We start from the raw sequence: 21,171 nt of genomic DNA, 5'->3' as shown, positions 1-21,171 counted from the left end.
GCCGCCAGGCTTAATGCGATTTCATCCCCGCCATGCCCATCAGCAGGCGAAATAGCGAGGCGACCACAAACAGCCCCAACACGCTGGCGCTCCAGATAATCACCAGCCAGCCGAGGCGCTGCCACCAGGGAGTCGCCGGTGCTTTATCTTCCATCGTTTTCTTCATCATTAGTGATACCCATCTTCATGGCTGACTTTGCCGCGGAACACGTAGTAGCTCCAGAAGGTATAAACCAGAATGATCGGGATAATAAACAGCGCGCCGAACAGCATAAACCCCAGGCTTTGCGGCGGTGCGGCGGCTTGCCACAGGGTAATGGACGGCGGTATCAGCAGTGGCCAGATGCTGATGCCCAGCCCGCTCAGGCCGAGAAACACCAGCAGCAGCGTCAGCAGGAACGGTGAATAATGAGCCCCCTGATGTACGCCATGCCAAATTCCCCAGGCGCTGAGCAGCACCAGAATCGGCACCGGCAGCAGCCAGAACAGGTTTGGCAGGCTGAACCAGCGGGCGGCAATCTCCTGATGCGCGATAGGCGTCCACAGGCTGACCACCAGCAGCACCAGCAGCAGGGTGATTAAGAGCGGGGTCGCCAGCCGGTACATGCGTGCTTGCAGATCGCCCGCGGTTTTCATCACCAGCCAGGTGCAACCCAGCAGAGCATAGGTCACCACCAGCCCTAACCCGCAGAACAGCGCAAACGGCGTCAGCCAGTCGAGCGCACCGCCCACATAGGCACGGCCTGCTACCGGGAAACCGTTAAGGATTGCCCCCACGACCACCCCTTGGCTGAAGGTGGCGAAAATCGAGCCCCAGATAAATGCCTTATCCCAGATATGGCGCTTTTCTTCTTTGGCCTTGAAGCGGAACTCGAAGGCGACGCCACGGAAAATCAGGCCAAACAGCATCAGCGTGAGCGGAATGGCCAAGGCTTCGAGGATCACCGCGTAGGCCAATGGGAAAGCACCAAACAGCGCTGCGCCACCGAGCACCAGCCAGGTTTCATTGCCGTCCCAGACCGGGGCCACGGTGTTCATCATCACATCGCGATCGCGGCTGTTTTTCACCCAGGGGAACAGAATGCCGATGCCTAAATCGAAGCCGTCCATCACCACGTACATCATGGTGCTGAACACGATGATCACAAACCAGATCAGCGGAAGATCGATATTCATGTTTAGCTCCTGTCGTCCAAGGTTTCTTTCACCGCTGAAAGCGGACGGGACGGTGTGCCACCGCTGTTGGATTCGTCACCTTCATGCTCCTGCGGGCCTTTGCGGATCAGACGCATCATGTAGGAGTAACCCACGCCAAACACCGAGCTGTAAACGACGATAAAGGCCAGCAGGCTGATGCTCATCTGCAATTCACCGTGGGCAGATACGGCGTCTTTGGTGCGCAGTAGCCCGTAAATCACCCAGGGCTGTCGGCCGATTTCCGTGGTAAACCAGCCCGCCAGCAGGGCGAGTATGCCAGATGGCCCCATCCATAAAATGAAATGCAGGAACGGCCTGGAGTGATAGAGCTTGCCGCGCCAGCGCAGCCACAGGCTCCAGAAACCGGCCAGGATCATCAGCATACCCAGCGCTACCATAATGCGGAACGTCCAGAACACCACGGTGGCGTTAGGGCGATCTTCCGGCGGGAAGGATTTCAGCGCAGGCACCTGTTCGGTCAGGCTATGAGTCAGGATCAGGCTGCCAAGATAGGGGATCGCCAGTTTGAAACGGGTTTCTTCCCGCTGCATATCCGGCCAGCCGAACAGGATCAACGGCGTGGCTTCTCCTGGGTGGTTTTCCCAGTGGCCTTCCATTGCCGCAATCTTCGCCGGTTGATACTTCAGCGTATTCAAGCCGTGTGCATCACCGATAACCGCCTGAATTGGAGCCACGATCAGCGCCATCCACATGGCCATTGACAGCATTGTGCGCATGGCCGGGGTATCACGCCCGCGCAACAGGTGCCAGGCAGCGGAAGCGCCGACAAAAAAGGCCGAAGACAGGAACGCAGCGGTGGTCATATGCAACAGGCGGTAAGGGAACGACGGGTTGAAGATCACTCTCAGCCAGTCGACCGGGATGACCACGCCGTTGACGATCTCGTGCCCTTGAGGGGTATGCATCCAACTGTTGGAAGCCAGGATCCAGAAGGTGGAGATCAGCGTGCCAAGTGCCACCATACAGGTGGCGAAGAAGTGCAACCCTGGGCCGACGCGGTTCCAGCCAAATAGCATCACTCCCAGAAAACCGGCTTCAAGGAAGAAGGCGGTCAGCACTTCATAGGTCAGTAACGGGCCGGTAATACTGCCAGCAAACTCGGAGAAAAAACTCCAGTTGGTGCCGAATTGATAGGCCATCACCAGGCCGGACACCACTCCCATACCGAAGTTAACGGCAAAAATTTTTGACCAGAAATGATAGAGATCGCGATAGGTACGGTTACCGCTCTTTAACCATAACCCTTCCAGCACCACCAGATAACTGGCCAAGCCGATAGTGATGGCAGGGAAAATGATATGAAAGGATACGGTGAAGGCGAACTGAATGCGTGCTAACTCCAATGCGTCAAGACCAAACATGACGCCTCCTACATTTGTACATAAATTGACCTCTTCAGTATAGCTGTAATTTTCCAAACCAACGCTTGGTATTCAGTAGAGCACAGAGTACAGTGACTATAATAGTGACAGTTATTTTGCTTTTACCTATAACAGTTGGGCTGGAATGACCAGATACGAACAGCTTGCTCAGCAGATCCGTGAGCAAATTCAGAATCGGGTGTGGCGTGCAGGCGACAAACTGCCTTCGCTGCGTGAAAGCGGTAAACGCGCGGGATTGAGCCTGATGACGGTGGTGCAGTCTTACCAACTGTTAGAAAGCCAGGGTTGGATTGTCGCCCGCCCGCAGTCTGGCTATTACGTTGCGGCTCGCCCGCAGCCACTGCCGCAGCCGGTAAGCGGTGAGAAACTGCTGCTGAGCGAGCAGGTCGATATCAACACCTTTATCTTCGAGGTGTTGCAGGCGTGCAAAGATCCGGACATTGTGCCCTTTGGCTCCGCCTTTCCTGATGCCACGCTGTTTATGCAGCCGAAGCTGGCGCGGGCGTTGAGCAACGTCGCGCGTAAATTCACCCCGCATAGCTCATTGGCCAACCTGCCGCCCGGCAACGATGCCTTGCGCCGCCATATTGCCCAGCGTTATGCACTGAGCGGGATGCAGGTGGCACCGGATGAGATCGTGATCACTGCCGGTGCCATGGAATCATTGAGCCTCAGCCTACAGGCGGTGACGCAACCGGGCGACTATGTAGCCATCGAATCCCCGGCATTTTACGGCGCGTTGCAGGCGCTGGAGCGGCTGCGGTTGAAAGCGGTGGCGATTGCTACCCATCCGCAATATGGCATCGATCTGGATGCGTTGCAGCAAGCGGTGGAACAGTACCCGATCAAGGCCTGCTGGCTGATGACCCACTTTCAGAATCCGCAAGGTGCCACCCTGCCGCAAGAGAACAAACAGCGGCTGGTGACGTTGCTGCGCGAGCACCAGATCTCATTGATTGAAGATGATGTGTACGGTGAGCTGTATTTCAGCGCCGAACAACCGCTACCCGCCAAGGCGTTGGACAGCGGCGGGCAGATCCTGCACTGCTCGTCGTTTTCTAAATGTCTGGCTCCGGGCTTTCGCGTGGGTTGGGTGGCGGCGGGGCGTTATGCGCAGCAGATCCAGCGTTTGCAACTGATGAGTACGGTGTCCACCAGCGTACCGACCCAGATGGCGATTGCCGACTACCTGCTGCACGGCGGTTACGATACCCACTTGCGTCGCCTGCGCCGTTTGCTGGCTCAGCGCCAGAGTGCGATGCGTCAGGCGATCGCCCATCACTTTCCAGCCACGGTTAAGGTCAGCCAGCCGGACGGTGGCTATTTTCTCTGGCTGGAGTTGGATCCGGCGCTATCGGCCATGGTGCTGTATCAACGTGCATTGGTTGAAGGGGTCAGTATTGCCCCAGGGCGGATGTTTACCACTGGCAACCATTTCAACCACTGCTTCCGTCTTAATGCCTCTTTCGAATGGTGCGATAAGTTTGAAATGGCGATCAAGAAGCTAGCCAGACTGATTCGTGAGCTGGAGCCGGTTCAGGTCAAATAGTGTTTCAACGCGCGTCCGGCCTGATGGAGGGCGGAATGCACCGCCGGGACGTGGGCCAGCGGGTTCAGCAAGCCGTAATCGTGGATCAAACCGTTGTAGCGGGTGGCCGTGACTTCAACGCCCGCAGCATTCAGCAGGCGGGCATAGGCTTCGCCTTCGTCACGCAGCACGTCCAGCTCTGCGGTTTGGATCAGGGCAGGCGGCAGGCCTTTCAACTGTTCCAGCGTGGCATTGAGCGGTGAGGCGTAGATCTCTTTGCGCAAAGTTTTATCAGGGGCGTAATGGTCCCAGAACCCTTTCATCATATTGCGCGTCAGGAAATGGCCTTCGGCGAACTGATGATATGATCCGCTATCAAAACTGGCCTGGGTAACCGGCCACAGCAGGATCTGGCAACGCAGCGCTGGCGTGGCGTGCTCTTTTGCCAGCAGGCTGACCACCGCCGCCATATTGCCGCCCACGCTGTTGCCGACCACCGCCAGGCGCGTACCGTCGACGTTGATTTTCTCGCCAAATTCCGCCACCCACTCGGTGGCGGCATAGGCCTGATGAATGGCTGTGGGATAGTGAGCTTCCGGTGACGGTGTGTAATTAACGAACACGGCAACCGCCCCGGAGCTGTAAACCAGATCGCGCACCAGCCGTTCATGGGTGAGGAAGTCGCCCAGCACCCAGCCACCGCCGTGGAAGAACATAAACGCCGGTAATTTCCCTTTCACTCTGGGCGGGCGCACGATGTGCAGCAGAAGTTCCTTGCCCGCCACGCGGATAGTTTTCTCTTCAATTTCAACGTCACGCAGCGGCACCTCGACGCTGCGTTGCACGGCTTCCAGCACCTTACGCGCCTCTTTCGGCTTCATTTGCTCCATGGGTTTGCTCACACCGCTATTCAACGCCTGCAAAAAAACGGCGGTGTTGTGTTCCGCAGCAGGTTGGGCGAGATCAACAATTTTCTTCGGCATGCTGGAGCCTCAAAAGTGGGAGAGATGGCGCAATCAAAGTGTAGCCAATGCCCTTATTTTTGTACGGCAACGCACGGGCAAAAATCTGTCAGGGCGCGTAAGAGCGGGATAGCGGAACAGATTGCCTCAATGGAGTGCGCCTAATGCACCACAATGGTGCAAAAGCAGGCGAATCCCTCCGGAGGGCCAAATTTTTTTTGCGAGCGCGATCAGAGAAACAGAAGAATTTTGCGATTGAATAGGATTTCGCAGCCAACGATGATTTCACACCGTATTTTTTCCATTATTCATTACCAATGCATAAATATTGAATATTTATGCAGTATAAGCTCTTGTTTTAACGAAAAAAATTTCAAAATGTGCTGAAAAACCCGATCTGGCACGATAGCTGCTCTACACTCTTTATGAAACGACATGTATTTTAACTACTCGTTAACATTTATTCCCCGTTCCGGGGGGCTAAATGCGACAGATATAGCGAAAAATCGATTTTATGTAACAGGTTTGTATCTGAATGGCCGCTGATAAGAAGAATTATCGTCGGTCAGGAAATATCGCCAGTCAGACGATTTTTTGTGGTGTTGCATTGCTTCCGGCGCAGGAACGGCCCTTACAGTCAAAATTCAGCCTTTGCTGAAGTTAATGAGGTCACTATGGAACAGCCAATCGCAGTTACCCGCCAGTCTTTCGACGACTGGATGATCCCGGTGTATGCACCCGCTGATTTTATTCTGGTGCGGGGAGAGGGATCACACGTCTGGGATCAGCAGGGCAAGTCTTATATCGACTTTGCCGGCGGGATTGCCGTGAACGCGCTGGGGCACGCTCATCCGCAGGTCAAGGCAGCGCTGGTGGAACAGGCAGGCAAGCTGTGGCACTTGGGCAACGGCTATACCAACGAACCGGTGTTGCGCCTGGCAAAACAGCTGATCGACGCCACCTTTGCTGAGAAAGTGTTTTTCTGCAATTCCGGGGCGGAAGCCAACGAAGCCGCACTGAAACTGGCACGCAAGTATGCGCTGGATAATAGCGGCAGCGAAAAGAACCAGATTGTGGCGTTCAACAACGCTTTCCATGGCCGCACGCTGTTTACCGTTTCCGCCGGTGGTCAGCCGAAGTATTCGCAGGATTTTGCGCCGCTGCCCGGTGGGATTGTTCATTCACCGTTTAACGATCTGGCTGCGGCGGCGGCAGTGATTAACGCACAAACCTGTGCGGTGCTCGTCGAGCCGATCCAGGGCGAGGGCGGCGTATTGCCCGCCGATCCGCTGTTCCTGCAAGGGCTGCGTGAACTGTGCGATCGCCACGGCGCATTGCTGATTTTTGATGAGGTACAAACCGGCGTGGGTCGCACCGGGCATCTGTATGCCTATATGCAATACGGCGTGGTGCCGGATGTGCTGACCACCGCCAAGGCGCTGGGCGGCGGTTTCCCGATCGGGGCGATGATCACCACCAGCAAACTGGCGCAAACGCTGGGCGTCGGCACTCATGGCACCACCTATGGCGGTAACCCGCTGGCAACGGCGGTAGCCGGTGCGGTGTTCTCACTGATTAATACCCCAGAAGTGCTGGAGGGGGTGAAACAGCGTCACCAGTGGTTTATTGATGGGTTGAATAAAATCAATCAACAGCATCCGATTTTTGCGGAAATTCGCGGTGGTGGTCTGCTGATTGGTTGTGTACTGAGCAAGGATTATGCGGGTAAAGCTAAACAAATCACGCAACTGGCCAACGAAGAAGGGGTGATTGCCCTGATCGCGGGCCCAGACGTGGTGCGCTTCACCCCTTCGCTGATCATCCCGGAACAGGATGTTACAGAAGGGCTGGCGCGGTTCGCGCGTGCTGTCGCGCGGATTTGCAGTTAATAAAGCGGCTGCACCCAGTTGGTGCAGCCATCCCTGGTTGGCGTGAAAAACCCTGGGGACGATTTTCGAGGTTCGCATCATGATGATTATCCGCCCTATAGCGCGTCGCGATCTGGCTGACTTACTGACGCTTGCCGGTAAATCCGGTATTGGTTTGACTTCTCTGCCGCAGAATGAAGATACGCTGTCGGCACGTATTGAGCGGGCGTTAAAAACCTGGCAAGGCGAACTGCCGAAAAGTGAACAATGTTACCTGTTTGCCCTGGAAGATACCGAGCGCCAGCAGGTGGTTGGCGTCAGCGCCATCGAGGTGGCGGTGGGGTTATCCGAGCCCTGGTACAGTTTCCGCGTGGGTACGCAGGTGCATGCGTCAAAACAGCTTAACGTGTACAAATCGGTGCCGACGCTGTTTCTGAGTAATGACCATACCGGCCATTCGGAACTGTGTACGCTGTTCCTCGATCCTGACTATCGTCACGGCGAGAACGGCAAGCTGCTGTCTAAAGTGCGTTTCCTGTTTATGGCAGCGTTCCGTGAGCATTTCTCGCGCAAAGTGATTGCCGAGATGCGCGGTTTTTCCGACGAGAACGGCCGTTCACCGTTCTGGGAAAGCGTGGGCCGCCACTTCTTTTCCATTGAGTTTGCCAAGGCAGATTACCTGAGCGGCACCGGGCAGAAAGCCTTTATCGCCGAACTGATGCCAAAACATCCGCTGTATGTCGATTTCCTGGCGGAAGATGCCCAGAGGGTGATCGGCGAAGTCCACCCGCAAACCGCTCCGGCGCGCCGGTTGCTGGAGGCCGAAGGGCTGCGTTATCAGGGCTATGTGGATATCTTCGACGGTGGCCCGACGTTGGAGGCAGAGATCGACGAGATCCGCGCGGTGAAGCGCAGCAAACTGGTGAAAGTGGTACTGGACGATGCGCCAATCAACAGCGATGCCCCGGTGTATCTGGTGGCTAACGACAACTATCCCCATTACCGCGCACTGCTGGTGCATGCCGATCTGCATGACGATCGTCTGCGCATCAATGCCGAAACCGCAGCGGCGCTTGGCGTTGAACAAGGCAGCCAGGTGCGGGTAATCACGCTTATTGCACAGGAGAACGCGTAATGTCACACCCAGCATTGTTGATTAACGGAACTTGGCGTGAAGGCCGTGGCGCTGAATTCAATAAAACCGATCCGGTGGATAACCAACCGCTGTGGCAGGCTAATGCGGCGGATGCGGCCGACGTAGCCGCTGCCTGTGAGGCGGCGCGCGGTGCGTTTTCAGCCTGGGCTCGCACGCCGTTTGCCGAGCGTGAGCAGTTGGTCAAACGCTTTGTGGCGCTGCTGGAAGAGCATAAGCAGGATTTGGCGGAAGCGATCAGCCGTGAAACCAGTAAGCCGCGCTGGGAAACCCTGACCGAAGTGCAGGCGATGATCGGCAAAGTGGGGATATCCCTGCAAGCCTATCAGACGCGCACCGGCATAACCGAAACGGCCATGGCCGACGGTGCTTCGGTGCTGCGCCATCGCCCGCATGGGGTGCTGGCGGTGTTTGGGCCGTATAACTTCCCCGGCCATCTGCCGAATGGCCATATCGTCCCAGCCTTGTTGGCGGGCAATACCTTAGTGTTCAAACCGAGTGAGCTGACGCCGTTGACGGCCGAGGTGACGCTGAAACTCTGGTTGCAGGCCGGTTTGCCGGATGGGGTGATCAATCTGGTGCAGGGCGGGCGAGAAACCGGTGAAGCGCTGGCCGCCAGTGCGAATATCGACGGGCTACTGTTCACCGGCAGTGCCAATACCGGCTATCACCTGCATCGTCAGCTTGCCGGGCAGCCGGAAAAGATCCTGGCGTTGGAGATGGGCGGTAATAACGCGCTGATCGTCGAACAGATTGAAGACCGTGATGCGGTGGTGAACCTGGCGATCCAATCGGCGTTTATCTCTGCCGGGCAACGCTGCACCTGCTCGCGCCGTATTTTGGTCAAACGCGGGCCGGAAGGCGATGCCTTTATCGAACGCTTGGTTGAGGTGGCTGGCGCGTTACGCATTGGCCGTTGGGATGCTGAACCGCAGCCGTTTATGGGCGGGGTGATCTCTGTTGCCGCGGCCGAAAAAATGCTGGCGGCACAGCAGCAACTGCTAGCGTTAGGGGGGAAAGCCTTGCTGACTTTGCGCCAGTTGGCAAGCGGCAGCGCCTTGCTCAGCCCTGGAATTATTGACGTTACGGGCGTTGCCAATGTGCCAGACGAAGAGTATTTCGGCCCGCTGACCACCCTCATCCGTTACGACAGCTTTGACGACGCATTGCGCATTGCTAACGACACCCGCTACGGACTGTCTGTTGGGCTGGTGTCACCGCAGCGTGAGCAGTTCGAGCAATTGCTGCTGGAGGCGCGTGCTGGCATTGTCAACTGGAACAAGCCGTTGACCGGTGCCTCCAGTGCCGCTCCGTTTGGCGGCGTCGGGGCTTCGGGCAACCATCGCCCGAGTGCGTTCTATGCGGCGGATTACTGCGCCTGGCCGATGGCTTCGCTGGAAAGTTCCAGCCTGACGCTGCCAACCAGTCTGTCACCCGGTTTGTCGTTTAGCTGATGCCCAGAGGAGAGAAACATGTCGGGATATGAAGTCAATTTCGATGGGTTGGTCGGTTTGACGCACCACTATGCCGGGCTGTCGTTTGGTAATGAAGCCTCAACTCAGCATCGCAATGCGCTATCCAACCCCAAGCTGGCGGCTAAGCAGGGCTTGCTGAAAATGAAAGCGCTGGCGGATTTAGGCTTCCAGCAGGGAGTATTGCCGCCGCAGGAGCGCCCGCATCTGCCGATGCTGCGCAAGCTGGGGTTCAGCGGTTCGGACGAAAGCGTGCTGGCTCAGGCGATGCGCACGGCGCCGCAACTGCTTTCTGCGCTCAGTTCGGCTTCTGCCATGTGGACGGCCAATGCGGCGACGGTGTCACCTTCTGCCGACAGCGCCGATGGCAAACTGCACTTCACCGCTGCCAACCTGAATAACAAATTCCACCGTGCTATTGAGGCGGAAACCACTTCCGCCGTGCTACGGGCGATTTTCAGCGATCGGCAGTATTTTGTGCATCATGACGCGCTGCCACAGGTGGCGCTTTTCGGTGATGAAGGGGCGGCTAACCATAACCGTCTCGGAGGTGATTACGCCCAGCGTGGCGTACAGGTGTTCGTGTATGGTCGGCAGGAGTTCGGTGGGGAGCAGGCTCCAACGCGCTATCCGGCTCGGCAGACGCGGGAAGCCAGCGAAGCGATCGCCCGCTTGCATCAGTTAGACGCAGAGCAGACGGTCTTTTTGCAGCAGAATCCGGCGGTGATCGACCAAGGGGTGTTTCATAACGATGTGATTGCGGTCAGCAATCAGCAGGTTCTGTTTCATCATCAGCAGGCTTTTTTGCATCAGCAGCGCGGGCTGGATGAAGTCCGGCGCAAGATGGCCGCGGTGGGTTCTGAACTGGTGGCGATCGAAGTGCCTACCGCGCGCGTTAGCGTGGCGGATGCGGTAGCGACCTACCTGTTCAACAGCCAACTGCTGACCAAAGCGGATGGCCGAATGATGATCGTGGTGCCGGAAGAGTCCCGCCAGCACGAGGGGGTTTGGCACTATCTGACGGAAATGGTGGCCAGCGGCGGCCCGATTGATGAGATCAAGGTGTTCGATCTGCGTGAGAGTATGCGCAACGGCGGTGGCCCGGCTTGCCTGCGGCTGCGGGTGGCGATGAATGAGCAGGAGCTGCGGGCAGTCAACCCGCGAGTGATGATGAATGACGCGCTGTTTAGCACCCTTAACCAGTGGGTTGATCGCTATTATCGCGATCGCCTGACGCAGGCCGATCTGGCGGATCCGCAGTTGCTGCGCGAAGGGCGTGATGCCTTGGATGCCCTGACATCGATCCTTGGCTTGGGGTCTGTTTACCCGTTCCAGCAATAACCGGAGCAATCATGATCGATTTATTGGCGCTGACGTTGGCGGGTGAAGACCCAATGCAATCCCGCGGTGAGAACGCCATGCTGCGCTGGCAGTGGCTGGGCGAGGGGCTGCTGGAGATCTGCCCGCTGCACGGTTATCAACGTGCGGCGGTGATCTCTGCCGGTATCCACGGTAATGAAACGGCACCTATCGAATTACTTAACCAATGCGTGGGTGAAATACTTGCGGGCACGAGATCGCTGGCGGTACGTTTGCTGGTGGTGTTAGGCAACCCACCGGCGATGCGCGCCGGTAAGCGCTACTTGAGCAGCGATATGAACCGCATGTTCGGTGGCCGCTACGCTCAGTTTGAACCTTGTGGAGAAACCGCGCGGGCGCAGCGGCTGGAGCGGGCGATCGGTGCCTTCTTTACCGGGGAAAGTGCGGCCCGCTTTCACTTTGATTTACATACGGCGATCCGCGAATCACATTTACCGCGCTTTGGCCTGCTACCCTTTCAAAACCGGCCATACAGCACGGAAATGCTGGCGCTGTTGGAGGCGGCGGCGTTAGATGCCGTGGTGATCCATCAGGCTCCGGGGGGCACTTTCAGCCATTTCTCCAGTGAACAATGGCAGGCAGCCAGTTGCACATTGGAACTGGGAAAGGCACGGCCGTTCGGCAGCAACGATTTGCAGCAGTTTGCGGGTATTCATCAGGCATTACGGGCGTTTATCAGCGCCGAACCGCTGCCACAACGTGCGCAGGCACCGATGCGGGTATTCCGCGTTGAACAATCACTGATTAAGCGCAGTGAAGCATTCAGGCTGTATTTGAGCGATGATACGGCCAACTTTACCGCGTTACCGCGGGGAACCTTATTGTGTGAACAACCCGGTGAGAGCTACCGGGTGCAGCATGATCAGGAGTGGATATTGTTCCCAAACCCCAGCGTGGCGCTGGGATTGCGTGCTGGCATGATGCTGACTGAAATCCCGCGTAGCACCCTATTCTGATCCCTTCCTCCGCGCCGCAGGTTAAAAAGAACCTGCGGTGCTGCCGTTATTTTCTGCGCAATAACCGATTATTTTATTTAATGACTGTGATAGCAAAGGGCACCTGTTCATTAATTTAAGGTATTTCTTATACTGTCTAAGATAAACGCACTAATAGAATGAAAGCTAAATCGGTTAAATCACTTAACTCGATTTAGATATACAGGATTGTGAAATAAGTCATCCGATTACTCATCCTGCTAAGCCTGCTGTCGTTTCTCACCGGCTGAAAATCAAACAAGATGAAACCTTTTTGTTCATAAAGGACCGGTTTCACTGGTTAACTTATCGAAAATTTTAAAAATATTATTTTAATCAATTAGTTATGATTGTCCTTGTGGTTAATGTTTTGTTACAAATAAACATGGTTTAAAGCCGCTATTTTATGAACTTTTTGATTTTAAGTTTTTATTCGTAATGCTAATGTCACATAGCCCTTAATTGAGGGCCTTCATAAAATACACAACGATAAAGATCACAGCCCAAACCATAAATTGGGCGTGACGGGCAGATTTTAATTAATATCTAGGAAAGAAATTATGAAACGCAGTGTACTCGCTCTGGCGGTGGCTCTCGGTGCCGTTACCTCAATGGCCAACGCGGCTGAAATCTACAATAAAGACGGCAATAAACTCGATCTGTATGGCCGAGTGAACGGCAAACATTACTTTGTCAGTGACAGCAAGGAAAGCGGTGATAAATCTTACGTTCGTTTAGGTTTCAAAGGCGAAACGCAGGTTAACGACCAACTGACCGGTTATGGCCAGTGGGAATACCAATATCAAGCCGACAAAAGCGAAGGCAGCGATGCGAACGAAGGCAGCAAAACCCGTCTGGGCTTTGCGGGCCTGAAGCTCAAAGACTACGGTTCATTCGATTACGGCCGTAACTACGGCGTTGTGTACGATGTTGAATCCTTTACCGATATGCTGCCAGAGTTCGGTGGCGACTCTTACTCAAGAACTGACAACTTCATGACCAGCCGTTCTACCGGCCTGGCGACCTACCGTAACCGTGATTTCTTCGGTCTGGTGGATGGCTTGAACGTAGCGTTGCAGTATCAGGGCAAAAACGAAGGCCGTGACGTGCACCGCCAGAACGGTGACGGCTACGGTCTGTCTGCGGTCTATCAGGACATCGGTGGCAGCGGTATTGGCGCAGCGGCAGCCTATTCTGATTCCAATCGTACTGAAGCACAGAAAAACGCCTTCTACGGTCATGGTGACGGCAGCGCTTCAGCCTGGACGACCGGGCTTAAATATGATGCCAATCAGGTCTATCTGGCAATCATGTATGCAGAAACTCGTAACATGACCCCAATCACCGTTAATGGCGTGAAGGGTGCGGCTAAAAAGACCCAGAACGTTGAAATCGTCGCGCAATACCAGTTCGAGAACGGACTGCGTCCTTCTCTGGCTTATGTGCAATCTAAAGGCAAAGATATCGAAGGGATTGGTGATACCGATTTGGCAAACTATGTTGATATCGGTGCGACCTATTACTTCAACAAAAATATGTACGCCTACGTTGATTATAAAATCAACCAGTTGAACGACGATAACAACAAACTGCGTCTGAACAACGACAACATCGTTGCGACCAGCCTGACCTACCGTTTCTAAGCGTTTATCCCCAGATGCAGGCAGGCGTAGCTAATGCACCCTGCATCTTGGTCTACCTCATTCCTGTGTCGGGAAGTGGTCAAAAAGGCAGAATGCGAACTCTGCCTTTTTCTTTTAACTCGATAGGGGTTTACTCGCTGGCAGGCAACCAGAGGCCGTCGATAAAATCCTCAATCGGATAACAACCGGCATGGCGCAGCCGCTGTTCTTTCATCACCCGCAGGCATTGCTGCTCATCACGCAGTACATCAACCACCATGTCGGCACAGCCGCCATCCAGATAGCAAACGAACATAACTAATGCGTACATAACGCTATCGCATCCTCTTCGTTAACGCTTTCATACGGTGAGTTTAGATCATGATGCATTCACCGTGACAATCCACGTTGGCGTTACTGCTAAATAAACGTAGCCAAAGCGTTTTGCTTGGTGAAAAGATATTTTTTGCTGAAAGATGACCATTTAGTGAAAAAGTGATCTGCCGCAAATAAAAAAAGACCTGTTGAACTAAGGTTGATCTTAAAGGGTGAATTCGGTCTGTCGGCTCGTTGAAGTGGTGAGGTTGCTATGAACCAATTACTCTCTCGTGCAAGGTTATTTCATATTGTGATTGCAACGGCGCTATTTTGGCTTTCAGTTGCCTTTCTGGTCATGATGATGCTTAACTAACTCTAAATGATTAATTAAAAATCCGCTTCGGCGGATTTTTTTGCGCCTTAATATAGGTAAGTCAGATAGCAGGCTTATACTTTATATTCCTGCCCAAGAATAAGCCGATAAAATATGATGCTCATTGCCGCCATCCTGATTCTCTTCGTTGCGTTCTTACATATTTATATTCTTGTTCTGGAGGCTTTTCTCTGGCAAACGCCAGCGGGAAGACGTGCTTTTGGCACAACGGCAGAATTTGCCGCCGCCACGCGGGTATTGGCGGCAAACCAAGGGCTGTATAACGGTTTTCTTGCCGCAGGCTTACTGTGGGGAATGTGGCGGCAGGATGTGCCGACCCAACTGTTCTTCCTAGGCTGTGTGCTGGTCGCGGGCGTTTTTGGCGGTTTGACCGCCAGCCGCAAAATTCTCTGGATTCAGGCGCTGCCAGCACTGGTCGCCATACTGGCATTATTGATGGCGTATTACCGCGCCTGAGGCGTGGTGGTCAGGCCATTTTCTGATGAATGACGTGCAAGGGGGGCTCAATGTGCAGGTCTACGCTCAGATCCTGGCGGAAATCATAGGGAGTGATATCGAAGCGTTTTCTGAACATGTAAGTGAAATGCGACTGGGAACCAAAACCAAAATCCAGCGCGATGTCAAAAATAGAGGCTTCACTGCTGCGCAACTGATACACCGCCCCGGCAAGACGACGTTCACGAATATATTTGCCCAGCGAGATCCCGGTCGCTTCTTTGAACAGTTTCTGCATATGCCACAGAGAGTAGCCTGAATACTCAGCCAGTTCTTCCAAGTGGATCACTCGCCCGAGGTGAGTTTCAACCCATTTACTGAGGGCGCAGACTAATGAGAGGTGGTGTTCTTGTATCAATACGCTTACCTAATTGATTTATTGTTAAATTTATAAATCCTGAATGCTCACGGATATTTAATTAACCATCTGATTTTACAGAATTTATCGGTTTAACCTGGACGAAAGGATGTGGGTAAACGCACCTAGCCTAACTCAGAGATTTGAGGTTGTCACCACCGATAGTCGATTGCTCCTGCCATTCCAGTCGCCACCGCCCTTGTGTAGGGTTATCACAAAGCAGCTTGCACCACCTTGAATCACATAGTAATACGGCTATGCTTGAGCTATTGCTGTTTATAGGGAATGTGACGCTATATGGCTTCTCCACGATCCAATGAAAGTACTCGCACCCGGAAAATACTCTCTTTCTGGGATAACTATTTGTCACAGCAGGCTAACCTCTTGCCGGTATTGTTGTTTATCGTCGGGGTGATCTTTTCCGGCGTCGGAGCCTGGCGGCTTTATAACGAGATTGAACGTAATGCCGAGGCCGAATTTCAACGCGATGTTGAGCGGATTTCTGGTGAGATTGTCAGGCGTTTTTCTCAGCCGGTATACGGGCTGAATGGCGCGAGAGGCGCTTATGCAACCAATAATGATTTAAATCGCGAACAGTTTCGTGCCTATGTGGCCTCCCATGATCTGTCGGTTGAGTTCCCAGGGGTACGCGGGTTTGGTTTTATTCAGCGGGTTCAACGCAGTCATCTGGAGGCGTTTCTGGCGCAGGTCAGAGCGGATGGTGCCCCGGAATTTACCGTCCACCAGCTTGATGATAAGCATTATGACGATCTGTATCTCATTAAGTATATTGAGCCAGCTGACGATAATCATGGTGTTGAAGGGATTGACGTTGGCTCTGAAGCTGTCCGGCGTGCGGCTGTTCTTGCGGCGATTAATACCGGCCAGCCCACGCTGTCTGGCACCCTTCATTTAGTGCAGGATAACCGTAAAACGCCCGGTGTTTTGCTGTTTGTACCGGTTTATGCCTATGGCACCAACCCCGTTACGCCAGCACAGAGAAGGGCATTATTGGTAGGACTGCTCTATTCGCCTATCGTGATTGCCGATCTGTTACGTGATATTCCAGAGTTCACTAATGGGCGAGTGGATATCGAGCTGTTTAACAGTACGCATGACCTCTCTGCACAATATTTGGTGTTTGATGCCGATGGCAGCCAAAACCCAGACCAACTGTCCAAAGAGGAGCATTCTGAGCAGGTCATCAATGCCAGAATATTTCGCCAGATAAATACATTACAGTTGCCAGGGCGCGAAATGACCCTGCGAGTAACCAGTACCCCATCCTTTGAGGCACTGACGGAACGTTATGCATCGTGGTTATTGTTTGCTTTTGGTTTGTTGCTCAGTTCCGTACTGGCGTTATTGCTGCGGCAACAAATAAACGGACGATATCGTGCAGAAATGTTGGCGCGTAATATGACGGCAGATCTTGAACGTTTGGCGCTGGTGGCTAAAAACACCTCCAACGCGGTGATCATTACAGACGTAGACCGGCGTATCCTGTGGGTTAACGAGGGTTTTGAACGCATTACGGGTTACAGTAAAACCGAAGTCCTTGGCCAGTCTCCTGGGCAATTACTGCAATGTGCCAATACCGATCAAAAGGTTGCTGCGGCAATGAAAGCCGCATTGGATGCAGGCGAGCCGGTTAATGGCGAAATCGTCAACCGATCTAAGTCAGGCCAGGAATATTGGATTGAATTAGAAATTCAACCTCGCTACAACGAACAGAATGAACCCATCGGGTTTATGGCGATTGAATCGGATATCAGTGAACGTAAAGCCACCTATATGCGGCTTGAGGCTGCTTTGCGTGAAAATAACGCGTTGCTTAGCACCCTTAATTTACATGGCATCATTTCTTCCGCTGATAGTAACGGGTTAATCACCGAGGTTAATGACGCATTTTGTAACATCAGTGGTTATCAGCGGGAAGAGTTGATTGGCCAAAATTATCGGTTATTAGACTCGCATACTCATCCCGCTGAGTTTTGGCAAGCGATGTGGAAAGATATCGCCAGCGGCACCTCTTGGCGGGGGGAAATCTGCAACAAAGCGAAGGATGGGCGCATTTATTGGGTGGATACCACCATTGCGCCGTTTAAAAATAGTGCAGGCGAGATTGAACGTTATATCTCCATCCAGATTGATATTACCACCAGCAAAAATCAGCAGGCTAGCCTGACTATTGCCCGTAACCAATTAATCCGGGCCGCCGATGTGGCGGAGTTGGGGATCTGGTTCTGGAATATTCAGGATAAAACCTTCTCTTTTGATGAGCGCATGAATGATATTTATGCGCTGCCCGCAGAGTTATGTCATGTGCCTATTCCTCAGGAACATTGGTATAGCCTGTTGCATCCGGAAGATCGTCAAGACGTGACACATGCAGTGAAAAAGGCGCTGGAAAGCGAAAGTGTTTACCGCCAGAACTTCCGCATTGTGATCAATAACCAAGTGCGTTTTATTCAATCAAGCGGGATGGTTGAACGGGATGAAAATGGCCGTCCTGTCTCAATGATGGGGATAAATCGTGATGTCACTCAGCAGTATGAGGATGAGAATATCCTGCGGGCGGCCAGGCAAGCGGCAGAGGCAGCGAATCATGCCAAATCTGCATTTCTGGCAACCATGAGCCATGAATTACGTACGCCAATGAATGCCGTTCTGGGGATGATGACCCTATTGAGGAAAACCGGGCTCAATAATAAACAGGCCGACTATGCCATCAAAATTGAAGCGGCGGCCCGTACGCTGTTGCGGTTGCTGAATGACATCCTGGATTTCTCGAAAATTGAATCGGGCAAAATGGTTCTGGAATGCATCCCGTTTGATATTCATACCATGCTGCGGGATCTGTCCGTCATTCTATCCAGCAACCTGAGAGTGAAAAACGTTGAGGTTCTGTTTGATATTGATCCGCGCTTACCCTCATTTGTGGTGGGTGACAGCATGCGGCTGCAACAGATATTAATCAATCTTGGTGGCAACGCGCTGAAATTTACCGAACAGGGGGAGGTGATACTGTTCATCAAGGTTGTTCAGCAAGACAGCCAGCAGGTGGCCTTACATTTCGGGGTTCGCGATTCTGGGATTGGGATTGCCCCTGAACATCAGGAGCGCATTTTCAGCGGGTTTACACAAGCGGAAGCCTCTATTACCCGCCGCTTCGGTGGTTCGGGATTGGGGCTGGTGATCAGCCAGCGCTTTGTGGCCTTAATGGGGGGAACGCTGGAGTTAGAAAGCCAGGTTGGCCATGGCAGCCTGTTCCATTTCACCATTACGTTGCCTGTTCCTGCGCGCTCAGCGATTGTGAATGAAGCGCCTGAGCCATTGGCAGCCAGGGCTCATGCATTAAATTACTTACGCGTCTTGGTGGTTGATGACAACCCGACGGCCTGCGAACTGATTAAGCGCATGGGCGAATCGCTAAAATGGACCGTTGATGTGGCAAACAGTGGCAGCGAAGCGTTGCAACTGATGCAGCAGCAACGCGAGCAAGGTATTACCTACGGTGCGCTGTTTATTGACTGGCAAATGCCGGGATTGGACGGTTGGCAGACCAGCAAATCAGTGCGTGAACTCATGCCAGAAGGGATTGTGCCGATGATTGTCATGATCACCGCGCACGATCGCGAAATGCTGTTGCAGCGCAGCGAGGAAGATCAGGCGTTGCTTGATGGTTATCTGGTAAAACCTATTACGGCCTCTATGCTGTTGGATTCAGTGACCGATGCATTAAGCGAAGGCAAACAGCCTGATAATCTCCAACCCAGACTGATGGTTTCCTCTTCCCACCAATTGTCCGGTATTCGGCTATTGGTGGTTGAAGATAACGTGAATAACCAGCAAATTGCCCGCGAATTACTGGAGGATGAAGGCGCTATTGTCCAGATCGCTAACCATGGTCAGGAGGCGATTGATATTTTGCAGGATAATTTCTCGGCCTTTGACGTGGTATTGATGGATTTACAGATGCCGGTCATGGATGGCTTAAGCGCGACGCAGTATATTCGCAGCACGCTGGGGCTGGTGGAATTACCTATTATCGCCATGACCGCCAATGCGATGGCGTCCGATCGCGATGCCTGCCTGGCGGCAGGGATGAACGATCATATTGGTAAACCCTTCGATCTGAATAATCTGATCCGGGTGATACGGAAATACAGCAAGCAGCCTGAGATAGCGATCGCCACGCACAAAGAGACGCTTTCACCGCTCTTAGTGGAATGGAAAGAGGCGGCAACGGTGGCAGGGATTGAACTGGAGTCGGCGCTTAATCGATTAGGTGGGGATATTTCGCTGTTGCAGAAAATGCTCTCGCTGTTCGGGGCAGAGCTGGCCGATTTCCCAGTGCAATTAGATACGCTGATCGCGCAGCAGGACTGGCGATCCGCATCGCGTCTGTTGCACACCACCAAGGGGCTGGCGGCGCAGCTTGGCGCAACGCATTTGTCGCAAAATGCCGGTAAAGGGGAGACATTATTGAGCGGTACATCAATACCCACCCCGCAAGCGATAGAGAGCTTGCTGAGTGAAATAAAAGACCAAGCGCGATCCGTGCAGCTCGGAATGGCGGAATTGAGCCACATGCTGCTGGGTAAGGCGGTTGAGACAGATCCAGCAGGAAGCGGGCAGACAAATTCTCTTGATTCTGATCTGAACGCGCTGATATTACTGTTACAAAATTCAGATATGGCGGCACTGGAAGCCATGGGTCAATTACAGGCGGCGTTTGGCCAGCAAGTGGGTGAGGCATTATCTCCGCTGAATCACGCGATCAACCAATTGGACTTCGCTCTGGCCATTCAGATAGCTCAAGCGTTGCTGGACAGCCCTTCAAGGCAAAGGAATGAAAATAATGACAATAAATAACTCGCTTGATCAAGACGCTGCCGTGTTTTTACCGGGTTTGGAAAAGCCAAAGCTGCTGATTGTGGACGATCACCCGCTCAATATTCAGGTGTTATATCAAGCGTTTTCTGCCGATCATCATGTTTGTATGGCAACCAACGGTAAACAGGCGCTGGAGGTGGGCGTTAAGCAGAAGCCGGATCTGATTTTGCTGGATATTGAAATGCCGGATATCAGCGGTTATGAGGTTTGTGCTCAGCTCAAAGCCCTCCCTGAAACCAAGGATATTCCCATTATCTTTGTTACGGCCCATATCGATGAAGAGACTGAAACGCGCTGTTTTAATGAGGGTGCGGTGGACTTTATCAGCAAGCCGATCAATCGGAACACGGTCAGAGCACGAGTGCGCACCCACCTGTTGCTGAAGGCGCAATCTGACCTGTTACGTCAATTAGTCTATTTGGATGGGTTAACCGAAGTCCATAATCGGCGCTATTTTGATGAGCGGTTGAATCAGGAGTGGAAACTGGCCAGCCGTCACCATACTCCGCTTAGCCTGATTATTATTGATGTCGATTTTTTCAAGAAATATAACGATTTGTATGGTCACTTGGCAGGAGATGACTGCTTACGCCGTGTGGCAAAAACTATCCGCAATGCCCTGAAGCGCGCGACCGATCTGGTTGCCCGCTACGGGGGTGAGGAATTTGCCTGTCTGCTGCCCAATACCGAATTGAGTGGTGCCATGGCGGTGGCGGAATCGATCAGATTACAGCTGATTGAGCAGGGGATCCCTCATGCCGATTCCTCGGTATCCCCCGTTGTCAGTATCAGCCTGGGGGTCTGTTGCCGCAGTGCTGAAAGCACCGGCGTGCTGGCCGATTTCTTGCTACAGGCGGATGCCCAGCTGTATCAGGCGAAGAAAAAGGGCAAAAATCAGACCTGCGGAATATTGTTAGACGATATTGGGCCTGAAGCAGGCTGATGCTCCAGCACCTGCTGCCTGCAATACCCACCTCTTTGGTCAGATAAATAAAAAGCCTTACCGGATGACTTGTCATCATCCGGAAAAACCAGCTAATCTGAAATTACCCGCAACCGCCAATCCAAGTGGTCCAGGTCCGAGAAGTCATTAGCCGAAACAGAGAGTCAACCGTAACAACGTCATGTTGATGGGGTGATCGCATGTT

At 53.3% G+C, this 21,171-nt stretch carries 16 protein-coding genes; 10 read left to right on the top strand and 6 right to left on the bottom strand.

Annotation, left to right across the window (positions count from 1 at the left end; translation table 11 throughout):
• Window positions 1-10 precede the first annotated feature (10 nt).
• From ACX9GT_RS14990 to ACX9GT_RS14980, 3 genes are read right to left on the bottom strand one after another with little or no spacing between them, the layout of a single operon-like run.
• Window positions 11-154, bottom strand: coding sequence for a DUF2474 domain-containing protein (locus ACX9GT_RS14990; RefSeq protein WP_459402767.1), 144 nt, complete (start codon window positions 152-154; stop codon window positions 11-13).
• A gap of 14 nt (window positions 155-168) precedes the next feature.
• Window positions 169-1,176 (bottom strand): cytochrome d ubiquinol oxidase subunit II, encoded by a 1,008-nt coding sequence (cydB, locus tag ACX9GT_RS14985; protein ID WP_473187531.1) that lies wholly within the window; start codon window positions 1,174-1,176, stop codon window positions 169-171.
• A 2-nt stretch (window positions 1,177-1,178) separates the two neighbouring features.
• Window positions 1,179-2,579, bottom strand: a complete 1,401-nt coding sequence (locus ACX9GT_RS14980) for a cytochrome ubiquinol oxidase subunit I (protein ID WP_473187530.1) — start codon at window positions 2,577-2,579, stop codon at window positions 1,179-1,181.
• 145 nt (window positions 2,580-2,724) lie between these two features.
• Between ACX9GT_RS14980 and ACX9GT_RS14975 the strand changes: the two genes are divergently transcribed.
• On the top strand, window positions 2,725-4,149 hold the full coding sequence (locus ACX9GT_RS14975) for an aminotransferase-like domain-containing protein (protein ID WP_473187529.1): 1,425 nt from the start codon (window positions 2,725-2,727) through the stop codon (window positions 4,147-4,149).
• Here ACX9GT_RS14975 and ACX9GT_RS14970 read toward each other — a convergent pair.
• Window positions 4,137-5,111 carry an alpha/beta hydrolase gene (locus ACX9GT_RS14970; protein ID WP_473187528.1) on the bottom strand — a complete coding sequence of 325 codons (975 nt, stop codon included), beginning with the start codon at window positions 5,109-5,111 and terminating at the stop codon, window positions 4,137-4,139. The two genes, ACX9GT_RS14975 and ACX9GT_RS14970, sit on opposite strands and share 13 nt — an antisense overlap.
• A 653-nt stretch (window positions 5,112-5,764) precedes the next feature.
• Between ACX9GT_RS14970 and ACX9GT_RS14965 the strand changes: the two genes are divergently transcribed.
• The 6 genes from ACX9GT_RS14965 (at window position 5,765) to ACX9GT_RS14940 (ending at window position 13,580) form a co-directional block, all read left to right on the top strand.
• A complete protein-coding gene (locus ACX9GT_RS14965) occupies window positions 5,765-6,979 on the top strand; it encodes a bifunctional succinylornithine transaminase/acetylornithine transaminase (RefSeq protein ID WP_473187527.1) in 1,215 nt (404 codons plus the stop codon).
• 79 nt (window positions 6,980-7,058) lie between these two features.
• Window positions 7,059-8,093, top strand: coding sequence for an arginine N-succinyltransferase (gene astA, locus ACX9GT_RS14960; RefSeq protein ID WP_473187526.1), 1,035 nt, complete (start codon window positions 7,059-7,061; stop codon window positions 8,091-8,093).
• Window positions 8,093-9,565 carry a succinylglutamate-semialdehyde dehydrogenase gene (astD, locus tag ACX9GT_RS14955; RefSeq protein ID WP_473187525.1) on the top strand — a complete coding sequence of 491 codons (1,473 nt, stop codon included), beginning with the start codon at window positions 8,093-8,095 and terminating at the stop codon, window positions 9,563-9,565. The genes astA and astD overlap by 1 nt, the downstream gene beginning before the upstream one ends.
• 18 nt (window positions 9,566-9,583) lie before the next feature.
• Window positions 9,584-10,924 (top strand): N-succinylarginine dihydrolase, encoded by a 1,341-nt coding sequence (astB, locus tag ACX9GT_RS14950; protein ID WP_473187524.1) that lies wholly within the window; start codon window positions 9,584-9,586, stop codon window positions 10,922-10,924.
• A gap of 11 nt (window positions 10,925-10,935) precedes the next feature.
• The gene (gene astE / locus ACX9GT_RS14945) at window positions 10,936-11,919 is read left to right on the top strand and encodes a succinylglutamate desuccinylase (protein ID WP_473187523.1); all 984 of its coding nucleotides are present in this window, start codon (window positions 10,936-10,938) and stop codon (window positions 11,917-11,919) included.
• Window positions 11,920-12,494: 575 nt separating this feature from the next.
• On the top strand, window positions 12,495-13,580 hold the full coding sequence (locus ACX9GT_RS14940; RefSeq protein ID WP_473191600.1) for a porin: 1,086 nt from the start codon (window positions 12,495-12,497) through the stop codon (window positions 13,578-13,580).
• 130 nt (window positions 13,581-13,710) lie between these two features.
• Here the strand turns inward: ACX9GT_RS14940 and ACX9GT_RS14935 are convergent, their stop codons facing one another.
• Window positions 13,711-13,890, bottom strand: a complete 180-nt coding sequence (locus tag ACX9GT_RS14935) for a YdfD/YebW family protein (protein WP_473187522.1) — start codon at window positions 13,888-13,890, stop codon at window positions 13,711-13,713.
• A 474-nt stretch (window positions 13,891-14,364) separates the two neighbouring features.
• Between ACX9GT_RS14935 and ACX9GT_RS14930 the strand changes: the two genes are divergently transcribed.
• Window positions 14,365-14,727 (top strand): DUF1304 domain-containing protein, encoded by a 363-nt coding sequence (locus ACX9GT_RS14930; RefSeq protein WP_473187521.1) that lies wholly within the window; start codon window positions 14,365-14,367, stop codon window positions 14,725-14,727.
• 10 nt (window positions 14,728-14,737) lie between these two features.
• Here ACX9GT_RS14930 and ACX9GT_RS14925 read toward each other — a convergent pair whose 3' ends face one another.
• Window positions 14,738-15,124 (bottom strand): helix-turn-helix domain-containing protein, encoded by a 387-nt coding sequence (locus tag ACX9GT_RS14925; RefSeq protein ID WP_459402348.1) that lies wholly within the window; start codon window positions 15,122-15,124, stop codon window positions 14,738-14,740.
• A gap of 297 nt (window positions 15,125-15,421) precedes the next feature.
• On the opposite strand from ACX9GT_RS14925, the gene ACX9GT_RS14920 reads away from it, so the two are divergent.
• Window positions 15,422-20,002, top strand: a complete 4,581-nt coding sequence (locus ACX9GT_RS14920) for a CHASE domain-containing protein (protein ID WP_473187520.1) — start codon at window positions 15,422-15,424, stop codon at window positions 20,000-20,002.
• Window positions 19,989-20,966, top strand: a complete 978-nt coding sequence (locus tag ACX9GT_RS14915; RefSeq protein WP_473187519.1) for a diguanylate cyclase — start codon at window positions 19,989-19,991, stop codon at window positions 20,964-20,966. The genes ACX9GT_RS14920 and ACX9GT_RS14915 overlap by 14 nt, the downstream gene beginning before the upstream one ends.
• Window positions 20,967-21,171: the final 205 nt, after the last annotated feature.

The organism is Serratia sp. YWN4 (assembly GCF_055790845.1).
Note: the sequence above shows the minus strand (reverse complement) of the source record. Positions and strands in the feature narration are given on the sequence as shown.